Source organism: Burkholderia aenigmatica (assembly GCF_048627025.1).
GTDB classification, from domain to species: Bacteria; Pseudomonadota; Gammaproteobacteria; order Burkholderiales; family Burkholderiaceae; genus Burkholderia; species Burkholderia aenigmatica.
This window is the reverse complement of sequence record NZ_CP184470.1, coordinates 1096998-1112595: the sequence shown is the minus strand read 5'-3', so window position 1 is coordinate 1112595 and position 15598 is coordinate 1096998. Positions and strand designations below refer to the sequence as shown.

Genomic DNA, 15598 nt, shown 5'->3' with positions numbered 1-15598 from the left:
GGTTCAGTTGCTGCTTCCGGCTTGCGGACGTCCGCACGTTCTTCGACGACGTGCCCGCAGATTCCCGAGCAGGCGACCGGCTGGCCACGTGCACACCGGCCGACGCGCGAAGCCCGGGGCGCCACGGTCGGCGCACCGATCGATCCGGACAGTTCGCCGATCCGGTTGATCGAGACCGAAGATCAGGCTCGCATACGCTGCTGCCGCCGCGATCGGGCGGTGCCGCAACCAGAGGCGCGCGATGCGGCGCATGCCCCATAGACGGTTACCTTGCGATCCGTAACGTCCGCCGTTCACGACACGGTCAATGCCGGTGCCGATGATGAATGTCCGGAAAATGCGCATGGCTGTGCGTGATCGGCAGATGCACGTGCGGATGCGTGTGCGGTTCGTTGCCGTCGTACGCAAAATCGTGCGCATGCTGGTGATGTTCGTCGTGCCGATGGCGGTGCGTGTGCTCGAGCCGCTCGTGCGCATGCGTGTGTTCATGCCGTTCGCGAACGTGCAGCCAGATGCCGAGCGCCATCAGCGCGGCGGCGATCCAGAACGTCGCGGGCGGCAGTGCGGGCCAGATCAGCAGCGACAGCACGACGCCGAACAGCGGCGCGATCGAGAAATATGCACCGGTGCGCGCACTGCCGAGATGACGCAGCGCGACGACGAACAGCACGAGGCTGATCCCGTAGCCGCCGAGCCCAGTCAGCATCGCGGCGGCCGTGACCGGGACAGCCGGCAACGTCGCACCGGTCGCCAGCGCGATGCCGATGTTCACGGGTCCGGCGATCAGCCCCTTCACGCACGCGATGACCATCGCGTCGTTCGCGGCGACCTTGCGGGTCAGGTTGTTGTCGATCGCCCAGCACAGGCATGCGCCGACGATCAGCAACGCGCCGACCGGTATGCCGGCCCGGCCCGGCGTCCACGACAGCAGCGTGCCGCCGGCGACGATCGCGACCATCCCGAGAAACACCTGCGTATCCACGTTCTCGCGAAACACGACCCACGCGATGACGGCTGTCAGCACGCCTTCGAGATTGAGCAGCAATGCGCTCGTCGCTGCGGGTGTGCTCGACAGCCCGAGCATCAGCAAAGCCGGGCCGGCCACGCCACCCGCCACGATCGCGCCGGCCAGCCACGGCAAGTCGGCGCGCTGCAGCGGCGCGGCGTCTGCGGTCGGTGCATGACGGTTGTGCAGGCGGCGAAGCAGGATCCCGATACCGAGCCCGACGCCGCTGCCGAGATAGAACAGGCCGGCGACCATGAACGGCGACATCGCGCCGATCAGCGCCTTGGCGAGCGGTGTCGCGGCGCCGAACAGCGCGGCAGCGGTGAGCGCGACGAGAATCGCGGAATGTCTCGAGTGCATGATCCGGTTTGAATTGACGTTGAAAGGCGCCGGCCGTGGCGTCGAGTCGTGTCGCAGTCGGCTTTCCGTACCTTTCGAAATGCAAGCTGCATCGCACCGGCCAGCTTGCTGCGCGACCCCACGACCCGGTCGGGATTATCGCGCGTCATCATGTCACGATGGCCGGGTGCGAACATCCACACGCCAATCGATGGCTCCGGTACGACTCTATTTTAGGAAACCGAATTAATTGAATGAAGCGTGGCCGCGTTGAGGATGGGCGTACCGTCCGTGCGCATACGACAACGTCGACACCTCGCGCATGCAGCGCCGATCGACGAACTTTCTTCGTTCGGTCGCGTGGTCGGTTCGAGGCGGGATGGATAAGGGCCCGGCACGTCGAGCGCCGGTGGGAGCAGTCCTGACCTGCCTCTGTCGAGGCAGGTCAGCCTGCCGTGTCATTCGCCGCACACGATATGCATGCGAGGCAGCGCCGTGCGGGATGCAGCGGCGCGGTGCCGGTTACTCGTTTCCGGCCGTTTGCTGCTCGACCTGCGGCGCTGCGTCGGCTTGCGCTTCCACGTTCGCCGGTTGCGGCTCGGCTGCGGCGGCCTCGGCTTGCTGCTCGGCCTTCGGCTGCTGCGGCGCACCCTTGGCCGATTGCGCCGCGCCCTTGCCGGGGCGGCGAGCCTTCAGCCGGCGCGCCCGCGCAGCGTCGTCATGCGTGACGCGCCCTGCTTCGTTACCCTGCAGATCGACCCGCACCGCGTCTTCGACGAGGCACGACCAGTAACGGTTACCACGGCACCACGTCGACATCGCTTCGCGCAGTTCGGCTTCGTTGAGCCCGACGGCCTGTGCTTCACGTGCGAGGTCGTCCCAGATACCGACCTTGAGCGGCACTTTAGGGGCCGGATTCTTCGGGAACGCACGCGGAAACTTACGCTGCAGTTTGCCAATCGCAACGATGACCGGATCCACCGGCGCCGACGGCTTCGCCGCAGCGGGCTTCGCGCGATGCGGTGCTTTGCCGCCGGCCGCAGCCGGCTTGGCGCCACGCTGCGGCTGGTCACCGGACTTCGGCTTCGCGCCGGTGTCCGCCGGTGCTGCCGGCCGCTTCGCGTTGCGCTCCTGCTTGGCCTTCGCTGCGAGCTGCGCCCGCAATTCGGCAAGTTGTTCAAAACCCATAAATTCAATCCACCAGGAATATAAGGTGTGGTTCGTGCGGCCATGCCGCGCGGCGCAAAAGCTTCGCCGCCATGCGGGCGACCCGTCTGCCGCCGATGCGGAACCCAACGGGGCCGCATCGCGCACGCCACTCTGTTTTCAGGCACCCGGCCACGATGCCGGACAAGGCAGGAGTGGAAGTATACCGGTACGCGCGACGGCCGGTTGACTCGCTGGTCTGCATTAGCCCGATTCGGGGCACCGGAAATGCGTCCGTGCGGTCGTGTTGCGCATTATATGGATACGTTTCCGGAAGTCACGCCGTTCATCCGCATCGGCGGAAATCGGGGCCATCTTGCGCATGGCGATCGACCCGGCGGCACCGGTCGACACCACGCGCGCGGTGTGCCGCCACGGGACGTCGAACGCGACCGTGCCGCCTTGGGACGTCGCGGGCCTCGCACGACTCAGCATCCCGGAAAACACCGGCGGCGCGTGTGACGCAACGATCACGGCAATGCGAGACGCACGACGATGGACCGGCGCAAGTGTCGCGACGTGCGGCCCCCCCTTCGATGACATCGGTGCCCGTACACGACTCGTTGCGTCCGCATCGATCCCGTGGCGTACGAGGATGCCGAAAAGTGCGTAGTATGGCCGGATCGATGTCGTCGGCAACCTGCTCCGGCCGTTTCGCTGCGCACCTGGCCAGGCCAGCCGTCGACATCCCGCTTGCCTGCGAAAAGAACCGGTTGTACGAAACGGAGCAGATACATGGTTCCCCCACCCGATATTCCGCACGACGGCATCACGCGTGAGGAGATTCACCATCGGCAGATCGACATGCGCGGCTATCGGCGCAGCGACGGCCAGTTCGAAGTAACGGCCTGCCTCGCGGATCGCAAGACCTTCGATTTCACGCCACCAGGCGGCACGCGGACGGTCGCTGCGCTGTCGCCGATCCACGATCTCGGTGTGACGCTGGTCTTCGACGCCGACATGGTCGTCCGCGCCGTATCGACGTTCCTCCGGTCGCATCCGTATGAGCAGTGCCCGGGCGGCGGCGACTCGCTGCAGGCACTCGTCGGACTGAGCATCGGTGCCGGCTGGAACAGCGAGGTTCGCAAGCGCCTGCCGTCCTGCGATACGTGCACGCACCTGAAGGAATTGCTCGGCCCGATCGCCACCACGGCCTACCAGACGATGGTCGGCATGCGGAAGTCATCGCTCGAGGCGCGCGACAGCGAGGGAAAACCGCTCAAGATCGACAGCTGCCATGCCTATGGCGCATCGCGCGGTCTCGTGAAACGTCTTTGGCCCGAATACCATCGGCCTTCGGCGGCGACAAAAGGCAGCTAAGGACGCGGCGTTCGGCCAATCCGGTGCCCGCAGGATCGGACCCGCACGAGCATGCACGGGTGGTGTGCATAAACGGGCTGCTTCGCCCCGGTCTCGCTCTGGCCGGCCGTCGCGGTCACGGCGCCAGTGATCAGAAAACGCCCAGCGCGAGTCCCGCTGCAAGACCGGCGCCCAGTTCGGCGCAACGCGCGAGGTCATCGCCGTCGATCGTCTTCGCCGCGAGGATGCGCTCCGGCGTCTGCGCGTGCGTACAGACGATCAGGCCCGGCGCCACGTTCTTCAACCGCCATCCGGTCGCGATCCGGTCGATCTGGCGCAACGCGTTCTGTCCGTCACTTCCCGCGCAGATCATCACCGCATACGGGCGGCCGTTCACGCGATCGAGCGCCGCGTAGTAGCAGCGGTCGAAGAAATCCTTCATCAATCCGGACATGGCCGCGAGATTCTCCGGCGTTGCGAACAGGTAGGCGTCGGCGGCGAGCACGTCGGCGGCGCTCGTCGCGTCAGCACGCTGCAGCCTGACGTCGACGCCAGGTTGCTCGCGCGCCGCGCCGGCAGCCGCTTCGGCCATCTGCTGCGTGCCTCCGGTCATCGTGTGATAGACGATCAACAACGTCTTCATGCGTCGTCACCCGCGTTCGGTTTCAGGTGCGCCGGCGGCATCGCCGGTTTCCGCTGGATGGCCCGCCTGCATACGCGGCGGTTCCGCGTTCGCTTTCGCAGATTTGCCGGTTTGCCGGCTCGCCGGTGCCTGGCGCGCATCGATCTTGCGCATCGCGCCCGTTTCGATCCGCGCATGTTCGACCGGATGCACGATCAGCTCGTTTCACCGCGTGATGCGTCGCGGTCTTCCGGTCGCGCGTAGTACGCGAGAAACATGTCGGCTGCCGATTCCGCGACTTTTTGTTGCTCGGCCGCCTCAAGCGGCGGCTGGCCCATCGTTATCTGCGGCCAGAACGCGAATACCTTCACGACACCGTGCAGCTGATGCGCGGCAAACACCGGATCGGTGACGGCCAGGCGTCCGGCCGCCGCGGCCGTTCGCACCCAGACCGTCATGTCTTCCTCGCGCTCGCCGAGACGCTCGACCATGTCGCGCGCACGTTCCGGCGAATGGATGGCCGCACCGATCGCGACGCGTGCGAGCGCGAGAAATGCCTCGTCGCTGAGCAGGCGCATCTTGCGATCCAGCAACGCAAGCAATTGCTCGCGCAGCGGCACGTCGGCACGATAGGTCGGCGAACCGCCAGTTCGGGTCGCCTCCCACAATTGTTGCAGGATCGCGGCGAACAACGTTTCCTTGCCCGGGAAATGGTTGTAGACCGTGCGCTTCGACACGTCCGCGCGCGCGGCAATGCGGTCCATGCTGGTCGCGTCGTAACCCGATGCGAGAAATTCCTCGATGGCCGCGTCGACGATGGCCGCGCGCTTTCGATCGGTCAAGCGCTGAGGGGGCGTGCTGGTATCCATTCAGAAATTTTACACCGGGCAGTTTACTTATCCCAAAAATAAACTACACTGTTTAGTGTACTTTTATCTCCGGACGAACCGACATGGCATCGCCTCTCGTTTTGATTCATCGCATTCTGGGTTTTGCGGCCGCCCGACGCGGCCGCGCGCTGTCTGGCGGCTCGCCGCAGCACAATGGCGAGCGCTTCAGCAATGTCGCGCCGCGTCCGGTCGAGGGATTGGGCAAGACGCTCGGGATCGTCTGGAACATGTTGGTCAACAAGCCACGCAATACCGTCCCCGTGGGCGTGCTGCCCGTCGATTCGCTGACCCGCGCGGAACTCGATGCGGCCCCCGATCGCAGCCTGTACCGGCTTGGCCATTCGACGCTGCTGCTCAAGCTGCGCGGCGAATTCTGGCTGACCGATCCGGTGTTTGCCGAGCGCGCGTCGCCGTTTCGGCGCGTCGGCCCCAAGCGTTTCCATGCGCCGCCGATTGCGCTTGAAGATCTTCCGCCGCTGCGCGGCGTGATCCTGTCGCACGACCACTACGATCACCTCGACCGCGACACGGTGCTCGCGCTTGCGGCAACCACTGGTGTGTTCGTGACCACGCTGGGCGTCGGCGACCGCCTGATCGAATGGGGCATCGACGCGAAGAAAGTCCGTCAGCTCGACTGGTGGCAGAGTGTCGACGTGGCCGGCCTGACACTGACCGCGACACCTGCCCAGCATTTTTCCGGGCGCAGCCTGTTCGATGGCAACAGCACGCTGTGGGCATCCTGGGTCATCGTCGACGACGACTTGCGCGTATTCTTCAGCGGCGACACGGGCTACTTCGACGGTTTCCGGACGATCGGCGAGCGCCTCGGACCGTTCGACGTCACGCTGATCGAAACGGGCGCATACGACGCACAATGGCCGTACGTGCACATGCAGCCGGAAGAAACCGTGCAGGCGCACATCGATCTGCGCGGACGCCGGCTGGTTCCGATCCACAACGGTACGTTCGATCTCGCGATGCACCGCTGGCAGGAACCGTTCGAGCGCGTCACGGCGCTGGCGATCGTGCGAGGCGTCGAGCTGTCGACGCCGAGGATGGGCGAGCGCCTCGCGCTCGATGCGCCGCACCGTGGCGAGCGGTGGTGGCGCACGGTAGACGAGCGCGCGACGTCCGTTGCCACGAAATCGCGCCGCTGGTCGCTTTGCGCGTCGCAAGCGACGAAGTAGGCCCACCGGTCGTTGCGCATTTTCCCGGGCGCGCAGTCATGCCGCGCCTCCGGGAGGCGGGTTGCCGGCGTACCCGCACGCCGGCTGCCCGCCTATAGACCCGATTACCTGAGTAGAGAAGTCATGCATCCGGCATCCGGCCAATCAGACGCCGCCATCGCTGCGCTCAACCTTGCAGCCCCCCGCTCAACCAGCCCTAGCCGGGAGAACGACCTGCGGCAGACGCTCGCGGAGCGCGTCGCGAGGTGGACAAAAGGCGTCGACCACCTCACCACGGCCATTCCGAACCTGAGCCTCCATCGAAGGGAAGCGACGACGCAACCGATGGACTGCATGGTCGAGCCGAGCTTCGGTCTCGTCGTTCAAGGCACGAAGCGGATCATTCAGAGCGGGGATGTGTATCTCTGCGACGCCAACCGCTTTCTGATCACGTCGCTCGACTTGCCCGGATCGACGCAGGTCATCGAGGCCAGCCGTGAAAGACCGTTTCTCGGCATCGGGCTCAAGCTTGATTTTCGCGTCATGGCCGAACTGATGGCGCAGGTCGCGGCGGATCAAGAGGAAGCTCCCGCAGGCCGCGGTCTCGTCGTCGGCGAGATGACCGAACCGCTCTACGACGCGGTGAACCGGTTGCTGACGTTACTGGATGACCCGAACGCCATTGCCGTTCTCGCACCTTATGTCGAGCGGGAAATCTACTATCGGCTGCTGACCAGCGACCAGGGTGGCCGTCTCCGTCAGATCGCGTCCGCCGGCAGTCAGGGCAACCGGGTGTCACGGGCGATCCAGTGGTTGCGAACCCATTACGACGAGTCGCTGCGCGTCGACGATCTGGCGGCGCAGGTTCAGATGAGCAGTTCGACCTTCCACCACCACTTCCGTCAGCTCACCGGCATGAGTCCGCTGCAATACCAGAAATGGATGCGGCTCAATGAAGCACGTCGGTTGATGCTGTCCGAGCGGCTCGACGCAGCGTCGGCATCGTTCAGGGTCGGATATGCGAGCCCGACCCAGTTCAATCGCGAATACAGCCGGTTGTTCGGCAATTCGCCGCGGAGAGATATCGATAGCCTGCGGAGCGGGGCGGACGTCGTTCTGTCGGTGGCGGCGACTTAACGATCGCGGGACGGTACCGTCGAGATGAAAATCCGATCGTGGTGATACCCGCACATTGGGTGGATCGGCTTCACGCGTGAAGAATCGATCCAGGTGAGTCAGACGAGCGCAGCGGGATGTGCCCTTCTTGCCAACTCAGGATTGATTGGTCGGAGCCCGGCTGGGAATTTCTAATTAAGTATCGAGCGGTGGGTGGGCGTCTCGCGACGTCGAACGTGTACCCGAACTCCGAGCATCAATCGGCCACATGTAAGCCGGCGCATATCGACCTCATGAGTTGATGAGGGTTTCACCCCTTCAACGATCGAGTCGCCTTACTGTCCTCCGGACGCTCGACCACAAATTCTTTGGTGCCGAGATTCCTGCGGCACGCTTCAATCCAACGAACGGTGCAACCGGAACTCGCGTTGTCACGTGACAACTCGCGATGATCACTTGCGCGGCACATCTAACCAGCAACTCGAAATCGTGCCGTCATGTATATGATTTTCGGCAGTTCGATTTGCCTCCGACGTCTGACCAACCGAAAATTGTTTCAAATACCACATAATACGTATCATACGAGACGACTCTTAATGCCTTCGCGCAAACTTCCGAGCACGGAACGTGAAATGATCATGCGCCCCTATTTACAGGGATGATCTCATCAATTTTGCGTGAAACAACATGAAGAATATGGCACAACCCATTGCTGGACAAGGATTTCCACGATCGCCGTATTTCTTGAAAATGTTTCACGATCCGGCCCGTTTGAGTTGCCTGATGGCTCTTAGTGCTGGAATTTGTTGTCAATCGGGTCCTCGGATACACGGCTGTTGTGTAGAAGCGCCTGACTGCGTTGGCCGTCAGGCTGGCTACTCGTGACAAAGCCATACCCTCCCCTGCCGGCCACCGGATGCGACCAAGTTGGGTTTGAGCCCTCGAATAAATGGGGCCACATCAAAGCATCCGCGACACACATCGTGAGGTGTCGTTCAGCAAGCCGACCGGCACGTCTCCGCTGGGACTTGAATGTGGCTAGCCAGCGATGAACGCAGCGGACCTAAACTACTTGATGAACCAGACTCCGAGACGAAGGTGCGTCCCAACCGACACGCAGTGCACGTACCACCTTGACACTCAATTTCGCCAATACGACTCCCCAGTTGTCACGTGACAACCCACCACCCAACCCGCCCGGGAAGCGGCACCTCGCGACGAACCAATGGTGGCGAATCCCTCCTTTAACGATCCACCTGTTCGCGCCCACCAAAACTCCTTCTAAGAGGTGCCTCAGTGCTGACACCGCCTCCCGTTCCGAGTCGATTGTCACGTGACAACTCGACTCACTGGAAGCAGTCGCGCCAAACCCAATACAGATATTGGGCATTGAAATGATCTCGCCATATCCGCAAACGCGATCAATCAACGACTTGCTGGTGCCGGATGGCGCCGAGAAGAATCAAATCCCCAAGACTTGTCACGTGACAACCGGTTCTACCGACGGCATCCGTGCAACCAAGTTGCTGGAATCACAGCAAGTTCCGTCAGAAGCAAAAGAAGATCGAGCAGCTAATCTCTACGCGCTAACTCTGGCATCGACGCTTAAGCTTGCCGAATTTTCTCTCGATCGTTGTACGTCATTTTCGAACGCAGCCGTCAATTTTATTTTTACTCGAGCATCAGCTACGACTGCCTCGTTAGCCATTCGGCCCACTTGTCACGTGACAACCACATCGATCACAAAGATATGCATCGCATCGAAGGCTTTTCTGGACATTTTTGTAATAACTGCATATATTACGCAAAACTCCGTGGAGGAATTTAATGGCTTTCAAGATCGCCGTCAGTAATCAAAAAGGTGGGACTGGGAAGACAACCATTTCCGTCAATATCGCGGCTGCGTTCGAGGCCGGCGGCAACAAGGTCGCCCTGATCGATGCCGACCCTCAAGGCACGTCCGTCCGGTGGGTGACGAGCGGCGAAAACACGCTGCCGATGACGGTCCTTTCGCTGGCCCCTGCCGGTCGCGGCATCGGCGGCGAGATCAAGAAGCAGGACGCGAACTTCGACGTGATCGTCGTCGACTGTCCCGGCAACCTCGAAGATCCGCGAATTGCATCCGTGCTCGAAGTCGCCGATTTCTGCCTCGTGCCGCTGTCGCCGTCGCCGGCCGATCTCTACAGCACCGTCGCGATGATCCGCATGATCGAGTCGATGCGCTCCGTTCGTAACCCAAATCTTTCTTCCGCATTAATGCTGAATAGTGTTAATGGAAAAACTAAAATGCGTGAAGAAATTTTAAAGATTCTAAGGGCAGAAGAAATAGGGGAGCATCTGCTCGACAGCCAGATCGCGCAACGCGAGGTCTACCGTCAGACGTTTGCGCTCGGCACCACGATCCATCATCACAATCGGTACCTGAAGGGCCTGAAAGAAGCCCGAGCGGAAATCGAAAAGCTGGTCACGGAAATGGCCCAATACATCGCGTCGACGCGCGCTACCGGAGCCGCCCATGGCTAAGGACACCTCGAAAGACAAGAAGCCGACCGGCAACCTGCATCTCGCAGCCGGCCTGCTGCGCGGACTCGCGCAGGAAAATGCGGCGCTCGAAACGCGGCTGCCCGAACCGGCCGCCGCACCGAATGCCGTCGTCGACACCGCACCCGCCAACGCCCCGGCTGCGGCCACGCCCGCCGGCACGTCGGATCTTGGCGCGCCGCAGAAGGTGCTGGTCAAGGATTGCATCCCGAACCCATTCAACCCGCGCGTGTTCTACTCGGAGTCGAGCCTGCACGAGCTCGCCCTGACGCTGAAACGGGAAGGGCAGATCGAGCCGATCAAGGTGACGCGGCTCCCGGAGTTTCCCGGCAAGCTCGTGGTGATCGACGGGCAACGCCGGCTCCGCGCGACGAGCATCAACGGCGATGAAACCATCAACGCCACGTTCCGCACCGACCACACGCCCGAGCAGCTCTATACGATCGCGTATCGCGCGAACCACGACCACGAACGCCAGACGATCTTCGACGATGCGGTTGCGTGGAAGCGTCTCCTCGACGAGAAGGTCTTTTCCGACCAGAACACGCTGGCGGAAAAGATCGGCAAGGACAAGGCGTCGATCAGCAAGACGCTGTCGCTCAACGCGCTCCCGAACACGCTCCTGGAACGGATGGCCAGCGCGAACGACGTGGTCGGCCTGCAGGCGGCGTACTTCCTGAAGCTGATCTTCGAACGTCTGGGTGAGCCGACGGCCGACCGGCTGCTGACGGCCGTGATCGACCGGAAGAAATCGGTTCGTGATCTCGAGAATTTCCTGCGTGCACAGAGCGACGGCAGCAAGAAAGCGGGACGCACGCGTTACAGCGTTCGTCACGACTTCGCGCTCGAATCGCGCGCGATCGGCCAGTTGAAGACCTATCCGGACGGGCGTCTGGATCTGCAGCTCAAGGGCGTCGACGCATCGCACCAGGAGGCGCTCGCCGACAAGCTCAAAACCGTCATCGATGCGTACGTTGCCGAACTGGCAGCGGCCACGCAACAGTAACGCGCCAAAAGCAGAAGGCCTCGCATCCGCGTCGCATCGCGAAGCCGGACGACGACGTCCGGCGCGCGATACGCACCCGGCTGCGAGGCCTCGTTCAGTTGCCTGCGAGACTGCTTTTCAGCAGGAATTCCAGCAAGTCGTCCGAGGTCGGTTCGCCCCACGTATCCAGCGCCAGCCATCGGAAGAAGCTGGTCTGCGCAAGCTTGCTCGCCTTCTTCTTCGGCGACAGCGTCAGGTCCTTCGAGCCCGCCACCGTCTCGTTGTAACGATCGATCAGCTTGGTCTGATCGTCGATCTCCAGTTCGCGGAAATACGCGCCGGCTTCCTCGACCTTCGCCGCCAGATATTTGTCGCGAATCTGCTCCTGCTTGCTCTGCGCGGACTCTTTCGCCGGTGCGGCCGCCTCCGTTCCCTGCCCGTCGGCCAGCGTGTAGCCGTGCGTCAGCGCCTTGCGGAAATACGCGGCGACATTGTCGACCGGCGCCGCATTCTTCTTCGTAGTCCGATTGAGCGTATAGGCAATCGCCGCCTTGATGCGCTGCACACCGTACTGCGTGATCAGCCGCCGCGCTTCCGAACGCGGAATGCCGAACTTGGCGACCTCCTCGACCAGCGCTTCGTTCTTGACGTCGCCGTCCTCCACCGTATCGGCGCTCTGCTTGCGCGTCACCTTGAACTGGACGGCTTCCACGCTCCGGCCGGACTTGTGTTCGATCAGCTCGAGCGTGTGATCCGATACTTCGTTCACCTCCTGAATGCACGGCACCAGGACCTTGCTCTTGAACAGCTTGTATTCCTTGTACGACTGCGACGCCTTGTCCTGACCGAGAATGAGGTCACGAAATTTCGGCAGCGGGATCTTCGCGGTGATGCCGATCCCCTCGTAGCGCACGGTGTTTTCCCATAACGCGAGCGAGTGCGACCGCCGGAACTCGCGGGCGATCCGCATATCGATCAGTGCGTAGATCTCGGGGTTGAGCAACTCGCTGCGAATCTGGTCGGAGAAGCTGTACTTCAGCACCGATTGCTCGAGCTCCGCGCCCGCGAGCAGGCCCGACGCTTTCCAGACCGTCGAGCGATCCGCGGCCAGGTAGTCCCAGTTGACGACGGTACTGATCAGCGAGTTGACCGTGTCCTTCACGTACTTCGTGTTGTTGCTGTTCAACCCGCTCTCGTGCGAAAGCGACGCGATCGAGATCGAGAAGCTCGTCCGGCCCGGCTCGAACGCCTCCTGCCGAAGCGCGTTCTTGATCAGCGAGCTGAACATCTTGCGTTGCTGCAGACCGATCTTTCCGGACTTGGGCGCGATATGAATCGCCTGGACCGCCTTGCGCAGCAAGTCGGGAGGCTCGGGTGTCTGAAACAGCGAAACCTGTTTGTCTGAGCCTTTGCTTGCGGGCTTGCGCGGCATCGTAATGTCCGGATAAGGTGACCTTGTTGAGAGCGGACTTTATACCTTTTCGCGTCGAGGAGCAACGCCCCTGTTCCTGCTTTACTTCCACTATCTTAGCTAACCTCCAGATTCAAAAGGAAAATTCACAATCAGACAATCTGTGCGGAGCCCCATATCCATCTACCTTTCGACAAAAATGCCTCCCACAAGCCGCTACCTTAGATACCCGGACACGGAAACCCGGCACGAGATTTGCCCTCGGGAAGGTAACCATCCATGGGAAGCAAATGCGCGGAATCGAGATCGTTGGGCGAAATCGTGGTGCTCTGCAGCACAGTCGTGTTTTCTTCCCATAACTTGCTACCTTGATCGATTCCCACAGGAGGGTACCTATCGATCCGCGTCAGCTGCGTTGGCAGCGCGGATTTTGGCCCTGAAGGCTGATATCGCTCCCATAAACGGCAACCAGTTGTTTTCCCCATAAATGGTTACCTGTCTGTGCCATCGATCCTGTCCATGGGAACCCGTCGCCAGGAATCTTGGTGAAATGCAATCGAGCCGCCACAAATACCACCCATAACCGGGTACCTTAGAGGTTCCCCATAGCCGACTACCACAAGAAAAACGCTGTGCACCCGCCCATTCACGGATCGAAAAAAGGCCCCCATAAAAGGCTACCCGCAGGGATTCCCATAGACGACTACCCAACACGTTTCCAGGCCAATTTCCCATAACCGGGTACGCTTACCCCATATCCACAACCCCGATTCCCCACAACGCGGTACCCCAAACCCCAAATCCACAGACCTTAAACCCCAGACCCTTCCACCTGTGCTCCCATAAATGGGTACCGAACACCCTTCAAACCCTTGTCAGATAAGGCTGTGAGCCGTCTAAAAGTAGTTAAAGAAGTAAACGTGGTTTACAAAAGATGTAAACACACGTGCGCCTCCACAAAAAGACGAGCCCCATAAACCGCTACCAATGGGTAGCCGTCTATGGTGTAGAAAGCACCGCGATGCTTCGATTCAGCCCTGGGAAACCATGGCCTGGCTCCTCGATCCACAGTGGTTTCAGGCCCGACAGGGCTCCCAGAAGAGGTGAGTACACACTCACATCAACGGAAACGTAGAAACCTATGGGAGAAAAACCTCTGTTTACAGACACAGGTTCCCATTTATGGGATCAAAAAAACCGGCTCCGCGACCTTACGAGCTCTCCTTGTCGGCCAGCCAAGCCAATCAGCGACAGGAAACGCTGATCTCTTCGGTCTCGTTCACAGCAGCTTGAAATCATCCGGGATGGCGGGCGAAGGGTTTTTTTGCACTCGTGCATCGCTGTCGGCAGACAAGTTTTTTCGATTGCCTACCTGGGTCTCTCGTCAAATTTAGCCTGTGAGCTGTGCACAGAGGAAATCGACGCGCGTCGCTTCAGCGCCCCAAAGTCTTCCAACTTTCTACCTTTGAAGTCGCCAACCGAAGATCAATGCTGTGCCCCCGGGACGCAAGGAGAGATCCAGGATCGGCTTCCGCCGATGAACTGGGTTGTCGGCGCCTCCGATGCATGCGGCCGGCTCCTGAAGCGACCTGATGCACAACGCGAACCAAAGTGAAGATGGGGGTGACCACGAAGCTCACCGCACTCGAATTCGAGCGACGATCCCGAAGATGCTCACCGTCGAACACTTCCGAATCCCGTAAAAGCTCACCGACGAGACGAGGCCACAGGAATCGGCCCGCTGTGCGGGCAACGCACCCGTCGGGATGCCGGCCAGTCAAAGCCGAGGAATCAAAAACCTGTGGTTCGTGCGTGTTCTGCGAGGCATTGCTGAGCAGAATCGGATGGATCACAGACGTTCCCGCAACCTCGACGCTACGTGCCACGTCGCTCGACGAGCATCCCGACATCGGTGCGGTACCGTCTGCGGAGTCGTGAAATGATTCCGGCGGATGTCTTCACCGCACGCGACGCGTCCACGCCTTTTGTCAGACAGACCACCGGACCACACCACACGGCGATGCGTTTTACCGGCTCAGGTAACCCTGCGCATCACAGTTCATCGATTGGTTGCCGGGTCGAACGTCGCGCGCTGTGGCAATGCGCATTGCGCGTGCCTTGATCACCGTAGAACCGATTCGTGGTCGTTTATGGGAGGAACCGTCGCTTGAACCGCGGCGACCGGCAACGTGATGCACAGGTCGACTGCTGCTGTGATCGGGATTGGTCGGATGACGGGCAGGTCGAGTGCAAGCCCGCCGGCAACACCGCCGATGTAACGGTCATTGGACCCTCGCATCGCACCGCACTGTGCGTAAATGACCGATCCGGGTCACAGAAGCGCGGCTACATCGACCGTTTTCAGTTACCGCACCAGCGCGATACACAGTTCCTGCAGTCCCCCTGTGACGGTCGAGCGGCATTCACATCTTCTCCCATACGTGTATCCCAATTCCGCTGCCACGTTGACGCCACATTTTTCGCGACGCGGTTATGATGCACAGGTCCCGATTACGGCATGACGACCAATCGGGGCAGGGGCGGTATCTCGATGGTCTTTCAATCCGTGATAAACCAGAAAAGAGAGTTCAGCGATGCGAATCCAGATCAGAAAACTCACGCTGGCTGCTACCGCAGCCGCGTTCCTGTTCGGCTCGGCAGTTCCCGCGTTTGCACAGACCGACGCCAGCGCGCCTACCGCACAGGACGCCAAGGCGGCGAAGAGCCAGGCACGCAAGGCGGCCAGGGCGCAACACAAGGCAGAGCGCAAGGCTGCACGCGCAAAGAACAGCGCCGAGCTGAAGAAACTCGAAGATGCCGGTTACAAGCCGGCGGCCAATGATCCGAACTATCCGCAGAACCTGCAGAACGCGGAGAAGAAAGCCGCCGGCGCTGGTCAGTAAGCGTCGTCCGGGGCAAGCCGCGGTTCGATCCGCGGCTTGCCGTATGCGTCGCGTCCCCGCGGCGCACATCGAAACCAACCTTCCTGGTCTCGACAAGAGCAAACGCGTTCCACA

13 protein-coding genes are annotated in these 15598 nt (G+C 61.4%); 7 read left to right on the top strand and 6 right to left on the bottom strand.

Annotation, left to right across the window (positions count from 1 at the left end; translation table 11 throughout):
• Window positions 1-304 precede the first annotated feature (304 nt).
• Together ACN8ZM_RS37355 and ACN8ZM_RS37350 are read right to left on the bottom strand one after the other, a co-directional pair.
• Window positions 305-1366, bottom strand: a complete 1062-nt coding sequence (locus ACN8ZM_RS37355) for a DMT family transporter (protein ID WP_043185367.1) — start codon at window positions 1364-1366, stop codon at window positions 305-307.
• A 501-nt stretch (window positions 1367-1867) separates the two neighbouring features.
• On the bottom strand, window positions 1868-2533 hold the full coding sequence (locus ACN8ZM_RS37350; RefSeq protein WP_420213326.1) for a ProQ/FinO family protein: 666 nt from the start codon (window positions 2531-2533) through the stop codon (window positions 1868-1870).
• 753 nt (window positions 2534-3286) lie between these two features.
• On the opposite strand from ACN8ZM_RS37350, the gene ACN8ZM_RS37345 reads away from it, so the two are divergent.
• Window positions 3287-3871, top strand: coding sequence for a DUF2889 domain-containing protein (locus ACN8ZM_RS37345; protein WP_043185373.1), 585 nt, complete (start codon window positions 3287-3289; stop codon window positions 3869-3871).
• 130 nt (window positions 3872-4001) lie between these two features.
• Here ACN8ZM_RS37345 and ACN8ZM_RS37340 read toward each other — a convergent pair whose 3' ends face one another.
• From ACN8ZM_RS37340 to ACN8ZM_RS37330, 3 genes are read right to left on the bottom strand one after another with little or no spacing between them, the layout of a single operon-like run.
• Complete coding sequence (locus ACN8ZM_RS37340) at window positions 4002-4493, bottom strand: flavodoxin family protein (RefSeq protein ID WP_085042978.1); 492 nt, start codon at window positions 4491-4493, stop codon at window positions 4002-4004.
• Between the two features lie 6 nt (window positions 4494-4499).
• Complete coding sequence (locus ACN8ZM_RS37335; RefSeq protein ID WP_420212968.1) at window positions 4500-4646, bottom strand: hypothetical protein; 147 nt, start codon at window positions 4644-4646, stop codon at window positions 4500-4502.
• Window positions 4647-4687: 41 nt separating this feature from the next.
• Window positions 4688-5341 (bottom strand): TetR/AcrR family transcriptional regulator, encoded by a 654-nt coding sequence (locus ACN8ZM_RS37330; RefSeq protein WP_089454631.1) that lies wholly within the window; start codon window positions 5339-5341, stop codon window positions 4688-4690.
• An 83-nt stretch (window positions 5342-5424) separates the two neighbouring features.
• Between ACN8ZM_RS37330 and ACN8ZM_RS37325 the strand changes: the two genes are divergently transcribed.
• The 5 genes from ACN8ZM_RS37325 (at window position 5425) to ACN8ZM_RS37305 (ending at window position 11191) form a co-directional block, all read left to right on the top strand.
• Window positions 5425-6549, top strand: coding sequence for an MBL fold metallo-hydrolase (locus ACN8ZM_RS37325; protein WP_420212967.1), 1125 nt, complete (start codon window positions 5425-5427; stop codon window positions 6547-6549).
• A gap of 123 nt (window positions 6550-6672) precedes the next feature.
• Window positions 6673-7665: an AraC family transcriptional regulator gene (locus ACN8ZM_RS37320; RefSeq protein WP_205823799.1), complete on the top strand. Its 993-nt coding sequence runs from the start codon at window positions 6673-6675 to the stop codon at window positions 7663-7665.
• Between the two features lie 1373 nt (window positions 7666-9038).
• Window positions 9039-9497: a hypothetical protein gene (locus tag ACN8ZM_RS37315; protein ID WP_143331235.1), complete on the top strand. Its 459-nt coding sequence runs from the start codon at window positions 9039-9041 to the stop codon at window positions 9495-9497.
• Entirely contained in the window at window positions 9472-10167 is a 696-nt protein-coding gene (locus ACN8ZM_RS37310; protein WP_011350423.1) for a ParA family protein, read from the top strand. Before ACN8ZM_RS37315 ends, ACN8ZM_RS37310 begins: the two co-directional genes overlap by 26 nt.
• The gene (locus ACN8ZM_RS37305) at window positions 10160-11191 is read left to right on the top strand and encodes a ParB/RepB/Spo0J family partition protein (RefSeq protein ID WP_420212966.1); all 1032 of its coding nucleotides are present in this window, start codon (window positions 10160-10162) and stop codon (window positions 11189-11191) included. Before ACN8ZM_RS37310 ends, ACN8ZM_RS37305 begins: the two co-directional genes overlap by 8 nt.
• Window positions 11192-11285: 94 nt before the next feature.
• On the opposite strand, the gene ACN8ZM_RS37300 is transcribed toward ACN8ZM_RS37305, so the two are convergent.
• Entirely contained in the window at window positions 11286-12602 is a 1317-nt protein-coding gene (locus ACN8ZM_RS37300; protein WP_043185389.1) for a replication initiation protein, read from the bottom strand.
• A 2573-nt stretch (window positions 12603-15175) separates the two neighbouring features.
• On the opposite strand from ACN8ZM_RS37300, the gene ACN8ZM_RS37295 reads away from it, so the two are divergent.
• Entirely contained in the window at window positions 15176-15484 is a 309-nt protein-coding gene (locus ACN8ZM_RS37295) for a hypothetical protein (protein ID WP_043185391.1), read from the top strand.
• Window positions 15485-15598: the final 114 nt, after the last annotated feature.

Excerpts from the sequence above, each read along its gene's own strand:
- ACN8ZM_RS37355 (WP_043185367.1), bottom strand. The coding sequence starts at position 1,366 with ATGCACTCGAGACATTCCGCGATTCTCGTCGCGCTCACCGCTGCCGCG.
- ACN8ZM_RS37350 (WP_420213326.1), bottom strand. The coding sequence starts at position 2,533 with ATGGGTTTTGAACAACTTGCCGAATTGCGGGCGCAGCTCGCAGCGAAG.
- ACN8ZM_RS37345 (WP_043185373.1), top strand. The coding sequence starts at position 3,287 with ATGGTTCCCCCACCCGATATTCCGCACGACGGCATCACGCGTGAGGAG.
- ACN8ZM_RS37340 (WP_085042978.1), bottom strand. The coding sequence starts at position 4,493 with ATGAAGACGTTGTTGATCGTCTATCACACGATGACCGGAGGCACGCAG.
- ACN8ZM_RS37335 (WP_420212968.1), bottom strand. The coding sequence starts at position 4,646 with ATGCGCAAGATCGATGCGCGCCAGGCACCGGCGAGCCGGCAAACCGGC.
- ACN8ZM_RS37330 (WP_089454631.1), bottom strand. The coding sequence starts at position 5,341 with ATGGATACCAGCACGCCCCCTCAGCGCTTGACCGATCGAAAGCGCGCG.
- ACN8ZM_RS37325 (WP_420212967.1), top strand. The coding sequence starts at position 5,425 with ATGGCATCGCCTCTCGTTTTGATTCATCGCATTCTGGGTTTTGCGGCC.
- ACN8ZM_RS37320 (WP_205823799.1), top strand. The coding sequence starts at position 6,673 with ATGCATCCGGCATCCGGCCAATCAGACGCCGCCATCGCTGCGCTCAAC.
- ACN8ZM_RS37315 (WP_143331235.1), top strand. The coding sequence starts at position 9,039 with ATGATCTCGCCATATCCGCAAACGCGATCAATCAACGACTTGCTGGTG.
- ACN8ZM_RS37310 (WP_011350423.1), top strand. The coding sequence starts at position 9,472 with ATGGCTTTCAAGATCGCCGTCAGTAATCAAAAAGGTGGGACTGGGAAG.
- ACN8ZM_RS37305 (WP_420212966.1), top strand. The coding sequence starts at position 10,160 with ATGGCTAAGGACACCTCGAAAGACAAGAAGCCGACCGGCAACCTGCAT.
- ACN8ZM_RS37300 (WP_043185389.1), bottom strand. The coding sequence starts at position 12,602 with ATGCCGCGCAAGCCCGCAAGCAAAGGCTCAGACAAACAGGTTTCGCTG.
- ACN8ZM_RS37295 (WP_043185391.1), top strand. The coding sequence starts at position 15,176 with ATGCGAATCCAGATCAGAAAACTCACGCTGGCTGCTACCGCAGCCGCG.